This window comes from Gordonia sp. 135 (assembly GCF_009720185.1).
GTDB lineage: Bacteria > Actinomycetota > Actinomycetes > Mycobacteriales > Mycobacteriaceae > Gordonia > Gordonia alkanivorans.
The window spans coordinates 4,569,450-4,584,712 of sequence record NZ_CP046257.1 but is presented as its reverse complement, the minus strand read 5'-3'; the positions used below and the strand labels follow the sequence as shown (position 1 = coordinate 4,584,712).

Sequence of the window (15,263 nt, the reverse complement as noted above, 5' to 3'; positions counted from 1 at the left end):
GTCATGCCCGTGCACTGTGGCTTTCGGGAACTGCATCGGAAGCCGTCACGAAGATGCGCCCCTGACAACGCCCTCGAAATACGCCGTCCACAGTTGGACCGGCGACGTAGTCAGTCGAGCGGAAGCCCCTGTTCGAGAAGATCGATCGCCCGCAGGGTCGTCTCGATCTGCAGATCCGCGGGGTTGTCGTCGCCTTCGGTCGCGAGTCGGAAGGTCACCCCGGCCACCGCGTCGAGGAACACGCCGAGGGCGAAGTCGTCGGCGTCGCGACCGAGGTAGTCGGCGATGAGTTGCCGCATCCCGGTCATCATCCGCTCGGACTCGGCCTGGAAGGTTTTCTGCAGCAGGGGTTCCGACCGGATCAGCTGCATCCGAAGCGGATTGCCGACCCACGGGTCGTCGACCGTGAGGCGGTGGAGTTCGGTGAACAGACGCCGGATGAGGTCGAAGTGGCCGAGTCCGGGCGGCATCGACTCGACGATCGCTCGGGCCTCGGTCTCGAAGTGTTCTCCGCCGATCACCACCTGTTCCTTGGTGGGGAAGTAGCGGAAGAAGGTCGTGTGGGAGACGCCCGCGGCCTCGGCGATCTGCTCGACGGTCGTCTTCGCATAGCCGTGTTCGGAGATGAGGCGAAGCGCCGCTTCGCGAATCGTGTTGCGGGTCCGCGCCTTCTGCTGCTCACGTAACCCGGGCCGACGCCCCGGGCTGTTGCCCGGGGCGTCGGTGGTGGATGGAGCGCTGGACACGGTCAGCTCGCCGGTACCGGCGTCTTCGTCTCGTCGGGATCGGTGAGTCCGCGGTGACGGACCGACTCGCCTTCGATGTCGAAGTTGATGACGAGCTTGTCGAGCCACTTGGGCAGACCCCAGGCGCGGTCGCCGAGCATCGCGATGACGGCCGGGACGACCAGCATGCGGATCACGAAGGCGTCGAACAGGACTGCCGAGGCGAGGGCGAAGCCCATCATCTTGGCCGTCGTCTCCGGCGAGAGCATGAACGCGGCGAAGACGCTGATCATGATGATCGCGGCGGAGGTCACCACACGAGCGCCGTGACGGTAACCCGCGACGATGGCCTCCTTCGCGGTCATGCCGTGGATGTACTCCTCGCGCATTCGGGTCACCAGGAACACCTGGTAGTCCATCGCCAGGCCGAAGACCACTCCGATCAGGAAGATCGGCAGGAACGAGATGATCGGCTGGGTGTTCGTGATGATGCCGAACCAGCCCTCCTGGAAGATCGCGACGGTGATGCCGAAGGTCGCGAGGACCGAGAAGATGAAGCCGACCGTGCCGATCAGCGGCACCCACAGGGAGCGGAAGACGCCGATCATGATCAGGAACGCGAGCCCGACGACGACGATCAGGTAGGGGATCAGCGCGTCGTTGAGCTTCTGCGAGAGGTCCGACATGATCGCGGTCTGTCCACCGACATGCAGTTCGGCGCCCTGCTTGTCGACGACCGGTGAGTACGCACGGATGTTCTCCATCAGCGTGTGCGTCGCCTCGGACGAGGGTGCGCTCTTCGGTGTCACGGTGATGAGTGCGGTGCTGCCGTTCTGCCCGCCCTCGTTGCCGATCCAGGTGAGGGAGCCGGGGTTGACGACGTCCTTCAGCCCGGCGATGTGCTTGACGGCCTCGTTCGCGACGGGCGCGATCGGGGCGTCGTCATCGTGCAGGACGACGAGCAGCGGGCCGTTGATGCCCTCACCGAAACCCTTGCTCAGCAATGCCTGTGCCGGTGCCTCGTCCTCGGTCGACAGCGACAGACCCAGCTCCATCTTGGTGGCGGGGATGGCCGCGGCGGCGAGAGCGAGCAGGCCGATGACGATGAACGGGATCGGGGCCTTGACTACGGTGCGGCCCAGACGGACACCCAGGGTGTCGCCGTCCTCGGTCTGCTCGGCGTGCTTGATCCACGGGATCTTCGGGCGGAAGGCGAAGCGGCCGAACGCGCCGAGGAGAGCGGGGATGAGCGTGAGTGCGGCGGAGACGGCGATGAAGACCGCCACCGCGGCGCCGGCACCCATCTGGGTGATGATCGGGATGCCGATGACCACGAGGGCGACGACCGCGATGATGACCGTGAGACCGGCGAACACGACCGCTGATCCGGCCGTTCCGACCGCGCGGCCGGCGGCATCGGCCGCATCACCACCCCGGTTCAGTTCGGCCCGGTACCGGGACACGATGAACAGCGCGTAGTCGATGGACACCGCGATGCCGAGCATCGTGACGATTGCGGTCGCGGACTGGTTGATCGAGAGCAGCTCCGCCGACAGCGTGAGCAGCATGATGGTGATCGCGACGCCGACGATGGCGGTCACCAGCGGGATGAACGCGGCGATCAGGGCGCCGAAGGCGACGATCATGACCACGAAAGCGATGGCGAAACCGATCAGCTCGGCGGCGCCACCCTGTTCCATCACCTGCATCAGGGCGCCGGTGGCCTCGACCTGCAGGCCGTTGCCGCGGTTCTCGTCGAGGATCTTGACGAGCTCTTCCTTGTTCTCGGTCGTCAGGTCCATGACCGTGATGTTCTGACGGACCTGGATGAGGCCGACGCGACCGTTGTCACCGAGGACCGAGGGCGCGATCGCCGGGTCGACGGCAGCGGCCACGACCGGGTTCACCACGGTTTCCGGCGCGATGACATCGGGCAGCGTGCGCAGATCCTCGGCCAGCTTGTTGATCTGCTCGGTGTGGTTCTGCAGGCCGTCGTCGGCGGCCACGAGGATGCTCGTGGAGGCGCGCTCCTGCTCCTTCATGACCTGCGGGAAGTACTCCTCGACCTGCTCGGTCGCGGTGCCGGAGTCGGTTCCGGGGAGGCTGAAGTCCTGGGCGAACTTCGGCTGTAGGACGCCGACGAGCGAGACGACCGCGATCATCGCGGCCAGCCAGGCCGCGATCACGGCCCATTTGTGCCGGAAGGAGAAACTCCCCAGCCTGAACAGAAGCGACGCCATGGCGTGTGAACCCTTTCGGTTTTCGAGCGCAGGGTCGGCGTCGGCGCCGACCGGTGGTGCGACATGCGACGGTCGCGTCACATGTGTTAGTGACTAACACTAGTGTCCTGAGTCATTAATTTCCGTTCGGTTGTTAGGCTAGGGAATGGCAACCCGGGGTCCGCGAGCAGTGGATATTGTTCTGACTGATGACGAGCGCCGTGAGCTCGAAGGGTGGGCGCGTCGGCGAACGACGGCCTCGGGTTTGGCGATGCGCTCACGAATCGTTCTCGCCGCCGCTGATGGCGGTTCGAATACTGAAGTGGCACAACGACTCGGCCTCAATCGCAGTACCGTGCGGCGCTGGCGAGGCCGGTTCGTCGAGCACCGCTGCGAGGGGTTGCTCGACGAACCCCGGCCTGGGCGACCTCGCACCGTCGACGACGAGCAGATCAAAAACTTGATCACCGCGACTCTCGAGACCACTCCGAAGAATGCGACACACTGGTCGACGCGGGCGATGGCCGAGCATCTCGACATGTCACAGTCAACCGTGTCGCGTGTGTGGCGGGCGTTCGGATTGGCTCCGCACAAACAGGATTCGTGGAAGCTTTCGAGAGATCCCCTGTTCACCGAGAAGGTCCGCGATGTCGTCGGGCTCTATATGAACCCACCCGAACATGCCCTGGTGCTTTGCGTTGACGAGAAGACCCAGATCCAAGCTCTCGATCGCACCCAGCCGATCTTTCCCATGCTCCCGGGCACCCCGCAACGGGCCAGCCACGACTACGTGCGCAACGGCACCTCCAGTCTGTACGCGGCGTTGGACATCGCGTCGGGAAAAGTGATCGGTTCGCTTCACTCACGGCATCGGGCAACAGAATTCATCGGGTTTCTCCGCAAGATCGACGCCGAGGTGCCCGACGAGCTCGACGTCCATCTGGTCATGGACAACGCCTCTACCCACAAGACGCCCGCGGTCAAACGATGGCTGACCTCGCACCCACGATTCGTTGTCCACTTCACCCCGACGAGCTCATCCTGGATGAACCTCGTCGAACGCTGGTTCGCCGAACTGACCACCAAGAAGCTCCAACGCTCCACCCACCGCACCGTGAGAGCGCTCAACGCCGACATCAGAGCATGGATCGAGACCTGGAACGACAACCCCCGCCCCTACGTGTGGGTCAAGACCGCTGACCAGATCCTCGACTCCATCGCCCACTACTGCACACGAATTAATGACTCAGGACACTAGTTACTGAGTACCACTTTTGCACTGGTCCCGATTCCGGCGCGAGAGACAAGCGTGACCTGCACGCTTCCGTTAGTCACGCGAATTAGCGCGAATTCTGTGACAAAGTTCCGCAAATCGGACACGAAGACGCGATGTCGGTCACACCTGCGTCCCCGATATGAGGTGCTCTGCGTCTGCGAAGGGTGCCCGGTCAGCGCACCGGTACCGGTGCCGCAGCACCGACCAGGGCGACGATGTGGAGTCCGCCCGGGTTGGTCTGGAGCGGGACCTCTTTCCAGTTGTTGGTGGTCCAGACATTGCCCGCGGGGTCGACGATGATGCCGGTGCTGCGCGCGAGCCCGTCGAAGAAGTAACCGGTCACGTCCGGGGAGATGGCGTCGCCGGTGCTTTTGCCGGGCGGGCAGGTGGCGGCGTTCGCGCCGCAGAACTTCGAGACGCGCTTGCCGGCGAAATTGCCGACCCAGACATTGCCGTCGCCGTCGGTGGTGATGCCCCACGGGATCGTGATGCCACCGCCGCGCAGCGGCCCGACGAGGGTCTTGCCCGTCGGGCCCAGAGCGGACACGGAACCGAACGATCCTGTGCCGGTGGGACGGTCGGGACACGGCAGCGTGATGGCCCCGGAGTTCGCGATCCACACGTTGCCGCGGGCATCGGTGGCCAGGCCCAGCGGATTGTCGACGTGGGGTCCGGTGATCGGGGTTCGCAACGGTCGTCCGGAGCGGTCCAGCATCGCGATCGAGCTGCTCTGTAGGCCGCTGACGAAGAGGGCCCGGCCGTTGTCGACGAGATGGAAGGGCTGCTTCACGCCGACCTTGATGCTGCGGGCGCGGCTCGGGTCGCCGTCGGGGAAGACGGTCAGTGAGTTGGTGGCGCAGTTGGTGGTCCACACCGATCCGGTGCGGTCGGTGGTCATGCCCTGCGGCCAGCTGATCGATCCCTGCGTGAAACCGGCGGGCGGAGAGAGAACTTCACCCTGCGCGCTGAACTTCGACAGCGAGTTGTGTGGCGGCTGGCGGTCGGCGGGGCAGCCCGGTTCCGGTGCGGCGAAGCCGTAGTTGCTCACCCAGATGTCGCCGGAGTGGTCCCGGGTGATGCCGTAACCGGCGCCGCTGAGGCCGCCGCCGGTGATCGGGCGTCCGCCGACGAGTTTTCCGTCGGGCCCGAAACGGAACAGGTACTTGCTGCCGCACACCGCAGTTCGCGGGTCGGCGTTGTACTCGTAGTTCGCGTTGACCCAGATGTCGCCGCCCTCGCCGATGACGAAGTTGCCCGGGCCGGCGAGAAGTCCACCGCCACCGTCGAATCGGAGGGCCAGCGTCCAGGCGGCGGGCGGAAGCGGAAGTGCCCCGGCGCGAGCGGGTCTCCGCAGTGCGACCCCGAACAGTCCGGCGGGGTTGTGTTCCGGGCTTCTCGCCATGTTCGCCATCGCCTCGACCATGTTCGACGGCCGGCCGCTCAGCGGGGTCGTCGTCGCGGACCGCAGAGCAGCGCAACCCTCGGGTGACGAGGTGCAGGCGGCGAGCGCATTGGACAGCGAGAGGAACGCGGCCTGGGTCGACGTCTGTGCACCGTTCGGTGCTGAGGCGAGGGTGGAACCGATCCGGCCGCTGGTCGGATCGGCGAGGTTGCCCGCCATCGACGCCGCGTTGCGCACGCCCGGTGCCAGGCCGCTGATGCGAGTGCCGTCGACGAACTGTGCCATCGCGTAACCCGTTGCCACGGTGGTCAGCTCGTTCACGGTCAGGCGGGAGGGCAGGGTCGGGGAGATCGTGGCGAGGGCGGTGAAGGAGTTCGGTTGTCCCGCCGGGGTGGCGGTCACGTAGAAGGCCTCGTCCGTGCCGGGCTGTGCGGTGGGTCGGAGAGTGAAACGACCGGACCGATCCGACCGCGCGACACCGGCGCTGCGCACCGGCGACGAATCCGTCCCGGTGATCCAGGCGCGCACCTCCCACGCCCGTGCCGGACCGTCGGCGACCACGGTGCCGGCCACATCACCGGGTGCAGCTGACGCATCCGAGACGCCGACGATGCACAACGAGGCGATCGCACCCATCGTCGCCAGTAGGGTGACCGGAATTCTTGGAAGTCGCACGGGAACTCCTCGCAGCACGCGCTGACCCGCCGAGGTCGCGAGCCGGGAACGTTCCGGAGCGTACCGAGGATCGGTGGCCCGGCGGTGCGTCGTCGTGCAGGGTTCCCGGACGCCCCAACCATTCGGACTGGTAACGGCCCTCGCGTACTGCGGACGTAGTAGACGATCCATACCGCGTATGTCGCATTTGCCGCGATTGCGGCTAGGGGGACCGTAGGAGACGGAGATGGAGACGGATCGCCGCGGGTGATCAGACCACAGGTGCGTAGCCCTGATCAGCGGTAATCTGCTGCGCGTGGACCTCGACGAACGGTGGGTGCGATTCGCCCGTCGTCGTCCGCTCATCTCGTCGGTGGTCGTCGCCGGGCTGGTCGCCGTCGGCACGGTGCTGGCGTTGCGGGTGGTCCAGCGGGGCGGCCCGGGTGACACGAGTCTCGAGGCGGCGTTGCTGGGCGTCGCGGCGTCGGCGTTCCTGGTGGCGAAGAATCGCGCGCCACTGGTGTCGGTGGCGGGAACGACCGCCGGAGCGGTGATCTACATCGTGGCGACCGGCTCGTTCAACTCGGCGATGAGCCTGCCTCCGGCAATCGCGTTGTACACCATCGCCTCCCGATATCCGATGCGTCGGGCGATGACCGTGACCGCGGCCGCAGCCGGTGCGCTCCTCGCGGCATCGTTCATCTGGGGTGACGACTGGTTACCGGTCGAACGGATCGGCGCCGTCGGCTGGCTGTTCCTCGGCATGTGCGTCGGGGCGCTGGGCCGTGCTCGCAACGGGTACCTCGAGGCCATGAAGGCACGCGCGGAGGCGGCCGAGTCACAGCGGGAGGTGGAGGCCGCGCAGGCGGTGCTCGCCGAGCGGATGCGTATCGCCCGCGACATCCACGACGCGGTCGCGCACCATCTGACCGCCATCAACCTGCAGATCGGAACGGCGCGGCGACTCGTGCACGCCCGCCCGGAGGTGGCCGAACAGATGCTCGCGCAGATGCACGACATCGCCGGTGCCGCGCTGAGCGAGGTCAAGGCGACGGTGGGGATGCTCCGTCGGGATTCGCTGACGGTCCCCGAGCCGGGTGCCGGGATGTCGAGCATGCCGGGCATGGTCGAGGTGTACCGCAATGCCGGAGCGTCGGTCGTGGTGACCGTGTCGGGCGAGGAGCGGGCGCTGCCCGACGACGTGGATCAGGTCGCCTACCGGGTGATCCAGGAGTCGCTCACCAACGCGGTCCGCCACGCGCCCGGGACGCCGGTCGCGGTGCGCTGCCGATACGACGACGATGCCGTCGCGATCGTCGTCGAGAATCGGTTGCGCCCCGACGACGCCCGTGCAGGCGAGGGGGGTCGGGACGCCCGTGACCTGCCCGGGCTCGGGATGATCGGCATGCGTGAACGGGTCGTCGCAGTCGGCGGGACGCTCGACGTGCGGTGGGTGGACGACCTGTTCGTCGTCGACGCCGCCCTGCCGGCCGGTGGTGGATCGGCTGATCGCGAGGCCACCGTGAGAGGAGATGTCGATGACCATCCGGATCGTCCTGGCCGACGATCAGGGTCTGTTCCGCAGCACCCTGCGCCTACTCGTTGACACCGAACCCGACCTCGAGGTCGTCGCCGAGGCGACCAACGGCGGCGAGGCCGTTCGTGCGGCCCGACGCTTCCACCCGGATGTCGTGGTCGCCGACATACAGATGCCCGGCATCGACGGCATCGCGGCCACCCGCTCGATCACCTCGGACCCGCTGCTGCGCGGGACCCGGGTGATGGTGCTGACCACCTTCGAATACGACGACAACGCCGCCGCCGCATTACGCGCGGGCGCAAGCGGTTTCATCGGCAAGGACGCCTCACCGCAGGAGCTCCTGGACGGGATACGCGCGGTGGCGCAGGGCGACACGCTGATGTCTCCCACCGCCACCCAGATGCTGGTGAGTCACTTCCTGTCTCGCCCGGCGGCCGGATCGGCCGCGGAGTCCGCGGTCGTCGGGACGTTGACCCCGCGCGAGCGGGAGGTGGTGGTGCTGGTGGCCGAGGGGTTTGGCAACGCGGAGATCGCCGACCGCCTGCAGATCAGCGTGCTGACCGCGAAAACCCATGTGAACAGGGCGATGACGAAGTTAGGCGCGCGGGATCGGGCGCAGTTGGTGGTGGCGGCATACGAATGCGGACTCGTGGTGCCGGGGCGACGCTCGGTGCGATGACCGGGGCGGGAATCCGCCGGTCAGTTGTCGGCGTTCTCGGCTTCCTCGCGGTCCCGACGACGGTCCTCGTGGAGTGACTTGACGCGTCGTTCCTCGCGGCGGACCTCCACCTGCGTGGCGCGTTCGGCGGCGAGCCACTCGGGCATCTCGGCGAGCAGGTCGTTGATCTGTGCGGTGGTCAGCGCCTCGGCGATCCCGTTGCGGACCAGGGCGGAGTTGGAGACACCGAGCTTGGCCGCGACCAGGTTCTTCGGGTGCGGTCCCTCGGCCCGGAGGGTCTTCAGCCACTCCGGCGGGTCGGCCTGCAGGGCGGCGAGCTCGGCGCGTGTGATGGAACCCTCGCGGAACTCCGCGGGGGTCGCCGGCAGGTACACGTCCAGCTTCTTGGCGGCGGTGGCCGGCTTCATCGACTGCGAACTCATTCCCCCAGGGTATCGGGCGGTAGCCTTTGGTCGTGACCACACCCGACCGGGCAGGCGATTCTGGGGCTTCGACGTTCCGACTGGCATACGTCCCCGGCGTGACCCCCGGCAAGTGGGTCCGCATCTGGGAGGAACGGCAACCCGACGTCCCGCTGGAGCTCGTGGCCCTCGAGGTCGCCGAGTGTGCGGGGGCCATCGCCCAGGGAAGTGTGCAGATGGCGATCACCCGTCTGCCCGACGCTCTGCGGCACGGCGATGCCGGGCCACACCACACGATCGAACTGTATGAGGAGACCACTGTCGTCGTGGTTCCCAAGGATCATGTGCTCACCGCGGGTGACGAACTGACCCTCGCCGACCTCGCCGACGAGCAGATCCTGTGGCCGCTCGACGAGCCGGCGACAGGCTTTGACGATCCAGCCGGCCGTCCCGGCACCGCCGTCGAGCACCGTCCGGAAACGACCGGCGACGCAATCGAACTCGTGGCCGCCGGTATCGGTGCCCTTCTCGTGCCTCAGTCATTGGCGCGGCTACATCACCGCAAAGACCTCGTCTACCGCCCGGTGACCGACGCTCCGACCGGCACCGTCGGCCTGCTGTGGCCGGCCCCGACCACCGAGCTGGCCGAGGAGTTCATCGGGATCGTCCGCGGCCGCAAGGCGACGTCGTCGCGTGGACACTCCGAGCCGGTGCCGAAACGGTCAGCCAAGGAGAAGGCCGCCGCGAAGCGGGCCGCGCGAGAGGCCGCGGGCAAGGTCCCGGGAAAGAGTGGCCGAAAAAAGCCCGGGGTGCGTCCGAAGCGACGGTGACGTCGGCCGGAAGGCTCAGGCGGCGCGCCACTCCGGGGTGCGTTCCGGCGAGGCTTCCTTGAGTGCCGCGAGCGTGTCGTCGACGCCGAAGTCCTTGCCGTACACGGGTGTTCCGGGCTGTTGACGCCACGACTCGGCGAGCGGTCCGGCGTCGACCGGGTCGAAACCGAGCTCGTCGACGATGCTGAACACGATCGTCTTGCCGTCCGCGTCGTCACCGGCGATCGGCAACGCGATCCGACCCTCGGCGCCGTCCGGAAGACCCTTCTTGAGCAGGTGCTTCCAATAGATTCCGTTGAACACCTTGTACACCGGCACACCGAGCTGCTCGGACACCCACACGCTTTCCGGTGTGCCGTTCTCGATGGCCGCGATCTTCCCGTCACGCTGCTGCGGGTAGTAGTTGTTGGTCTCGATCACCGGGGCGCCCGGCTTACGAGCGTCGAGGATGCCCGGGGCCAGGTCAGGCGTGTTCTTCTGCGGGATGGACACGATGACGAGGTCGGCGTCCCGGGCCGCGTCCTTCGCCCATACCGCCGTTGCGCCGGTTTCTTCTGCCAGGTCTGAAAGCGTCTCGGGCGCGCGCGAATTCGACACGCGAACGTCATGTCCCAGTTCGGTGAGTCGACGAGTCAGCGTTCCGCCGATGAATCCTGCTCCGATGATCCCGATCTTCATGCTGTACCTCTTCCGACGATGTCGTTGACTCTTCGCGCAACGGTGGTCGGGGTGGGGGCATTCCCCGGGCCGGGTTTATGTGATCTGGGGATCAGAAAGTGCCTGGGCCGTGCGGCGCGACGGGGCGGCCTTTCGCATCTCTGCGAAAGGCCGCCCGGTCGCGTGGTGGTCACACTGTGGAAGCCACCGGCTGTTCAGCAGTGGTGGGCTCGGTGGCTGTCGCTTCCACCCGTCGACCGTCCCACCAGGATCCGACCACCATCGCGATGATCGCGCACACCAGCGTGGGGACGATGCCGTGGAGTTCGATCACCCCCTGCTTGCGCAGGACCTCGAACACGATCAGCACGATCACGCCGACAACCATCGACGCCACCGCACCGGTCTTCGATGCCCCCTGCCAGAGCAGTCCGATGAACAGCGGCACGAACAGGCCTGCGGCGAGGAGTGAGACCGCGTACGAGGCGAACGTGAGGATCAGCGGTAGCGGGCTGAACGACATGAACGTGGCGGTGGCCACCGCCAGTGCACCGATGACGCCGGTCGAGATTCGCGAGAGCTTCAACGCTGTCGCGTCGTCCGCGGTCTTGCGCAGCGTGCACACGATGTCGCGACCGAAGTACACACCCATCACGTGGAGAAGTGAGTCGGTCGTCGACATCACCGCGGAGATCAGACCTGTCAGCGCAATAGCCGCGATGATGGTGCCGCCGTGGGTGAGCAGGAATGACGGCAGTGCCGAGTCGCCCGTCATGGACGGGTCGATGATCGCGATGCCGATACCGATGACGAGGATGGGTGCGTTCACGAGCCAGAAGGAGATCGCCGATCCCCAGCCGAGCACGAGTCGGGTGGTCCGGACATCCGGGCAGGACAGGATGCGCTGCAGATAGTTCGGCATGCACGCGACGCCGAGTCCCCACGAGAGGCCCCAACCGAAGGCGAGCATCCAGGTCGGCACCGGGCCGCCGAGGAACTGCGACAACCCGGGGCCATCGCTCCAACTCAGGCCGTCGCTTCCGACTTTGGTGATGACCAGGACGAGCGTGATCAGAACCGCCGCCACGAGTACCACGAGTTGGTAGGCGTCGGTGCGGGCGACTGCTTGCATACCACCGGTGAGGGTGTACAGCACGAAGATGGTGCCGACCACCAGGATCACCGCCCACACCTCGAAGCCGATCGTGGTGGAGAGCAGGATGCCGACCGCGAAGAGCTGAGCGATGAGGTAGACGAAGTAGGCGATCACGATGGTGCCTGCGGAAGTGACGCGAACTGAGCTGTCGCCGTAGCGTTTTCCCAGGAGTTCGGGAACGCTCTCCGAGGTGCGGCCGGCCCGGTGAACGCGACTGGACATGAGGACGAGGAACAACAGTCCGCAGCCGAGGCCGAGGAATGTGTACGGGACGAGGGCGAGGCCCATGCCGTTCGCGGAGCCGACCAGACCGATCACCGTCAGGGCCGAAACGTATGTGGCGGTGAAGGTCATCGTGCCCAGTACCGGACCCATGTTGCGTCCGGCGACACTGTAATCCGACGACGTGGTGATCTTCTTGTTGCTGCGGAGCCCCACGATGAGGATCAGAACGAAGTAGATCGCGACCAGAATGGTGAAGGCTGTCTGCAGACTCACTGGTCGACACCCTTCGCCTTGACCCGGTCGCGCCAGTTGAGGATGAGCGCTGCCGCCAGCGGCGCACCGCCGCCGAGCACCATCACGGCGATCGAAGCGGCGACTGCAGGAACGGATACTGAATCCATCCGGAGGCCTTCTTCCTAGATGTTGGGATGATTGTGTACACGTGCAGATTTATGCAAGGGAGGATTCCCAGCTGGCGACTTCGCAATTCAACGCTAAGCCGTACGGGGAAGCCCGGTTTCACGAGGTGTGAGCATAGTTAGCTTATGTAACGGTCATGTGACGCGCAACACTCTGACGAGTTAACCGTAGCGGGTTGTATACATTCCTGCAACGGTTGGAGGCGATTCGCCAAGCGGTCCAACGGTGTTCCAATGAACGGGAACGGCGAGAGATTCAGAACGGCGGCGTGCTGGACTGTTGGACTGTTGGGGTGTTGTGCCGCGTCTAGTGCGCGCGGAGCGGGTCGACGTGATGGCGGAGCCGATGACGGGAATCGAACCCGCGTAATCGGTTTCGGCGGTCGAAACTCAGGCCCAAAGGGCGCCAGTGGGATTCACTGAGAATGCTCCATGACCTGAACCGATAGTCCGACGAGCGCCAACGGGAAACAGCGGAACTCGGGGGCCGATGTGGCCCGGCAACCGCCGCAATAACTCAGATCACGAAAGAAATGATCGACGCGGAGCTGGCCGGCCTGGACTACAAGCGTTCCGCTGGCGCCGTCACCTCGAGAACGGACTCACTGCGTGGGGAGTGTTCTGCGCAGTGTTCGCGGCGAACCTGGCGACCGGCATCGTGACGTGGCTCGTCTTCGTTCTGGGGAGTTGGTAGGAACCGACTCTCGCCTGCGGTTTCCGTGGAGCCGATGACGGGAATCGAACCCGCGTATTCAGCTTGGGAAGCTGATGTTCTGCCATTGAACTACATCGGCGTGCGAGCGCTGGGCTCGCGATCGAAAGCCTAGCAAACTGCGGTCGGGGTCTCCGCGAGCGGCGCGAAGATTTCTTGCGGATCGGGTTGCGCACCTGCGTAGACGCACGTACACTCGAACATAGTTTCGAGTAAAGCCATGATGACGGGGGTTAAATCATGGCTTTCTGCGAGCCATCTGCATCACAACCACTTCTTCTCGACCAGTACGAGCGTCTGCACGCATTGCTGGACGAGATCAGCGAGACGGCGTCCACGGACTGTTCCGACACCGACCTGCTCAAGGTCGCGATCGAGCACGAGCGCGCCGAGCGTCGCATGCTCACCTCGTTCGCCGACCACATCATCGACATCGACGAACGCTCCGCGTACCGGAAAGCCGGCTGCCAGACCGTCACCAACTTCGTCACGAGCGTGCTCAACCGCAGCGGAGAGGCCAACCGGCTCCTGAATCGCGTGTGGGCAATCGGGAAGTTCCCCGACATGCAGGGCGAGGTACTCGAGCCGCGATTTCCGGAGACCGCCAAAGGCGTTGCCGAAGGCGGGATCTCGGGGAGGAATGTCGACGTCATCGTCGAGGTGATGAAAAAGGTCCCGGCCGCCGTCGACCCGGCCGACCGTGAAGCCGCCGAGGCGACGCTTGCGCATTACGCGCGCGACTACGATCCGTCGTCGCTGCGCCAGCTCGGCGCACGCATCCTCGCGCACCTCGACCCCGATGGGAGCCTCACCGACGATCGCGATCGCGCCCGAATGCGCGGCATGCGCCTCGGTCCGCAGGACGCACAGCTGATGTCCAAGCTGACGGCCACCCTCGATCCCAAGACCCGCGCCATGCTCGACGTCGTGCTGGCGGTGTGGGCAGCGCCGGGTATGAACAACCCCGACGACCCGGAGTCACCCGCCGGAGACCCAGGGAGCGCAGATCCCGACGCCCTTGCGGCGGCCGCCGAACGCGACGACCGATCGGCCGAGAAACGCAATCACGACGCCTTCAGTGCTCTACTGCGTCTGGTGCTCGACAGTGGCGCGCTCGGCCGATCCCACCACGGGCTGCCGCCGCAGGTCATCGTCACGATCACCGAATCGGCGCTCCGCGAGCGGGCCGGGGCTCCCGCGCGCACTGCTACAGGCGCGCTACTGCCGATCAAGGATGCCGTCGAACTCGCCGCAGAGTCGCAGCAGTACCTCGAGGTGTTCCGCGACCACACCAGTGAGGTCCTCTACCTCGGACGCGCCAAGCGCCTCGCATCCCGGGCCCAGCGGATCGCCGCGGTGGGCCGCGACGGTGGCTGCACGTGTCCACGCTGCACCCGGTCGTCCTTCGACTCTGAACTCCACCACGTGGCCGAATGGACGGCCGACCACGGTCCCACCGACATCGACAACATGACCACCGCATGCGGACCGCACAACCGTGCCGTCGGCCCCGGCGAGGACCAGTGGGCCACCACGATCGCCACGGAGGGGGTCGACGCGGGTCGCGCTGTCTGGCACCCGCCGACGTCGCACCCGGATCAGACCCCGAGGGTCAATCACGCCAACCGCACCGACGAGGTCCTCAACCGCATGCGCGCCGACGCCCGACGGCGCCGGTCGGGCGGCCGCGGGGGAGGTGAATCGTCCGGGCCGTCGGACACCGCCGCAGATCCACCGTGACCATTCGATAACCTCGACACGTGCTGCTCTCCGACCGCGACATCCGCTCCGAGATCGCTGACGGGCGCCTCGCCATCGATCCATTCGATCCTGCGCTCGTCCAGCCCTCCAGCGTCGACGTCCGGCTCGACAGTCTGTTCCGCGTGTTCAACAACACCCGGTACACCCACATCGACCCGGCCCAACGCCAAGACGAACTCACCACCCTTGTCGAACCGACAGAGGGTGAGCCTTTTGTGCTGCACCCGGGTGAGTTCGTGCTGGGCTCCACCCTCGAGGTGTGCAGCCTGCCCGACGATCTCGCCGGACGCCTCGAAGGAAAGTCGTCGCTCGGTCGCCTCGGCCTCCTGACCCACTCGACCGCCGGCTTCATCGACCCCGGCTTTTCCGGCCACATCACCCTGGAACTCTCCAACGTGGCCAACCTGCCGATCACACTGTGGCCAGGCATGAAGATCGGCCAGCTGTGCCTCATCCGCCTCAGCAGCCCGGCCGAGCACCCCTACGGCAGCGAGAAGGTCGGCTCGAAGTACCAGGGACAACGCGGCCCCACCCCGTCCAAGGCGTACCTGAACTTCATCAAGAACGACTGACAGTTCACCCACCCGATCACCACACGCAACGCGAC

12 protein-coding genes, 1 tRNA gene and 1 pseudogene are annotated in these 15,263 nt (G+C 66.1%); 6 read left to right on the top strand and 8 right to left on the bottom strand.

The genetic code is table 11. From position 1 onward, the window contains the following. Positions 1-110: 110 nt before the first annotated feature. Positions 111-746 carry a TetR family transcriptional regulator gene (locus GKZ92_RS20735; protein ID WP_075863755.1) on the bottom strand — a complete coding sequence of 212 codons (636 nt, stop codon included), beginning with the start codon at positions 744-746 and terminating at the stop codon, positions 111-113. Between the two features lie 2 nt (positions 747-748). Then, complete coding sequence (locus GKZ92_RS20730) at positions 749-2,965, bottom strand: MMPL family transporter (RefSeq protein WP_155225600.1); 2,217 nt, start codon at positions 2,963-2,965, stop codon at positions 749-751. Between the two features lie 145 nt (positions 2,966-3,110). Between GKZ92_RS20730 and GKZ92_RS20725 the strand changes: the two genes are divergently transcribed. Continuing rightward, positions 3,111-4,202 (top strand): IS630 family transposase, encoded by a 1,092-nt coding sequence (locus tag GKZ92_RS20725; protein ID WP_155225599.1) that lies wholly within the window; start codon positions 3,111-3,113, stop codon positions 4,200-4,202. 190 nt (positions 4,203-4,392) lie between these two features. Here the strand turns inward: GKZ92_RS20725 and GKZ92_RS20720 are convergent, their stop codons facing one another. Further along, on the bottom strand, positions 4,393-6,297 hold the full coding sequence (locus tag GKZ92_RS20720) for a Vgb family protein (protein ID WP_230461852.1): 1,905 nt from the start codon (positions 6,295-6,297) through the stop codon (positions 4,393-4,395). Positions 6,298-6,592: 295 nt separating this feature from the next. Between GKZ92_RS20720 and GKZ92_RS20715 the strand changes: the two genes are divergently transcribed. Both GKZ92_RS20715 and GKZ92_RS20710 read left to right on the top strand, forming a co-directional pair. Beyond that, positions 6,593-7,882, top strand: a complete 1,290-nt coding sequence (locus tag GKZ92_RS20715) for a sensor histidine kinase (protein WP_035752957.1) — start codon at positions 6,593-6,595, stop codon at positions 7,880-7,882. Then, complete coding sequence (locus GKZ92_RS20710; protein WP_035752955.1) at positions 7,815-8,495, top strand: response regulator transcription factor; 681 nt, start codon at positions 7,815-7,817, stop codon at positions 8,493-8,495. The genes GKZ92_RS20715 and GKZ92_RS20710 overlap by 68 nt, the downstream gene beginning before the upstream one ends. Positions 8,496-8,515: 20 nt before the next feature. Here the strand turns inward: GKZ92_RS20710 and GKZ92_RS20705 are convergent, their stop codons facing one another. Beyond that, complete coding sequence (locus GKZ92_RS20705) at positions 8,516-8,902, bottom strand: DUF5997 family protein (protein WP_006357175.1); 387 nt, start codon at positions 8,900-8,902, stop codon at positions 8,516-8,518. A gap of 41 nt (positions 8,903-8,943) precedes the next feature. On the opposite strand from GKZ92_RS20705, the gene GKZ92_RS20700 reads away from it, so the two are divergent. Then, entirely contained in the window at positions 8,944-9,726 is a 783-nt protein-coding gene (locus tag GKZ92_RS20700; RefSeq protein WP_035752953.1) for a LysR family substrate-binding domain-containing protein, read from the top strand. 15 nt (positions 9,727-9,741) lie between these two features. On the opposite strand, the pseudogene GKZ92_RS20695 reads toward GKZ92_RS20700, so the two are convergent. From GKZ92_RS20695 to GKZ92_RS20685, 4 genes and pseudogenes are all read right to left on the bottom strand, one after another. Next, a pseudogene (locus GKZ92_RS20695) lies at positions 9,742-10,425 on the bottom strand (NADPH-dependent F420 reductase); the annotation flags it as partial. A 148-nt stretch (positions 10,426-10,573) separates the two neighbouring features. After that, the gene (locus GKZ92_RS20690) at positions 10,574-12,037 is read right to left on the bottom strand and encodes a sodium:solute symporter family protein (protein WP_006357178.1); all 1,464 of its coding nucleotides are present in this window, start codon (positions 12,035-12,037) and stop codon (positions 10,574-10,576) included. After that, positions 12,034-12,165 carry a hypothetical protein gene (locus GKZ92_RS23890; protein ID WP_006357179.1) on the bottom strand — a complete coding sequence of 44 codons (132 nt, stop codon included), beginning with the start codon at positions 12,163-12,165 and terminating at the stop codon, positions 12,034-12,036. The genes GKZ92_RS20690 and GKZ92_RS23890 overlap by 4 nt, the downstream gene beginning before the upstream one ends. A gap of 738 nt (positions 12,166-12,903) precedes the next feature. Beyond that, positions 12,904-12,977 (bottom strand) — tRNA-Gly (locus GKZ92_RS20685). 158 nt (positions 12,978-13,135) lie between these two features. On the opposite strand from GKZ92_RS20685, the gene GKZ92_RS20680 reads away from it, so the two are divergent. Together GKZ92_RS20680 and dcd are read left to right on the top strand one after the other, a co-directional pair. Beyond that, entirely contained in the window at positions 13,136-14,635 is a 1,500-nt protein-coding gene (locus GKZ92_RS20680) for an HNH endonuclease (RefSeq protein ID WP_155225598.1), read from the top strand. Positions 14,636-14,655: 20 nt separating this feature from the next. After that, on the top strand, positions 14,656-15,228 hold the full coding sequence (gene dcd / locus GKZ92_RS20675) for a dCTP deaminase (protein WP_006359909.1): 573 nt from the start codon (positions 14,656-14,658) through the stop codon (positions 15,226-15,228). Positions 15,229-15,263: the final 35 nt, after the last annotated feature.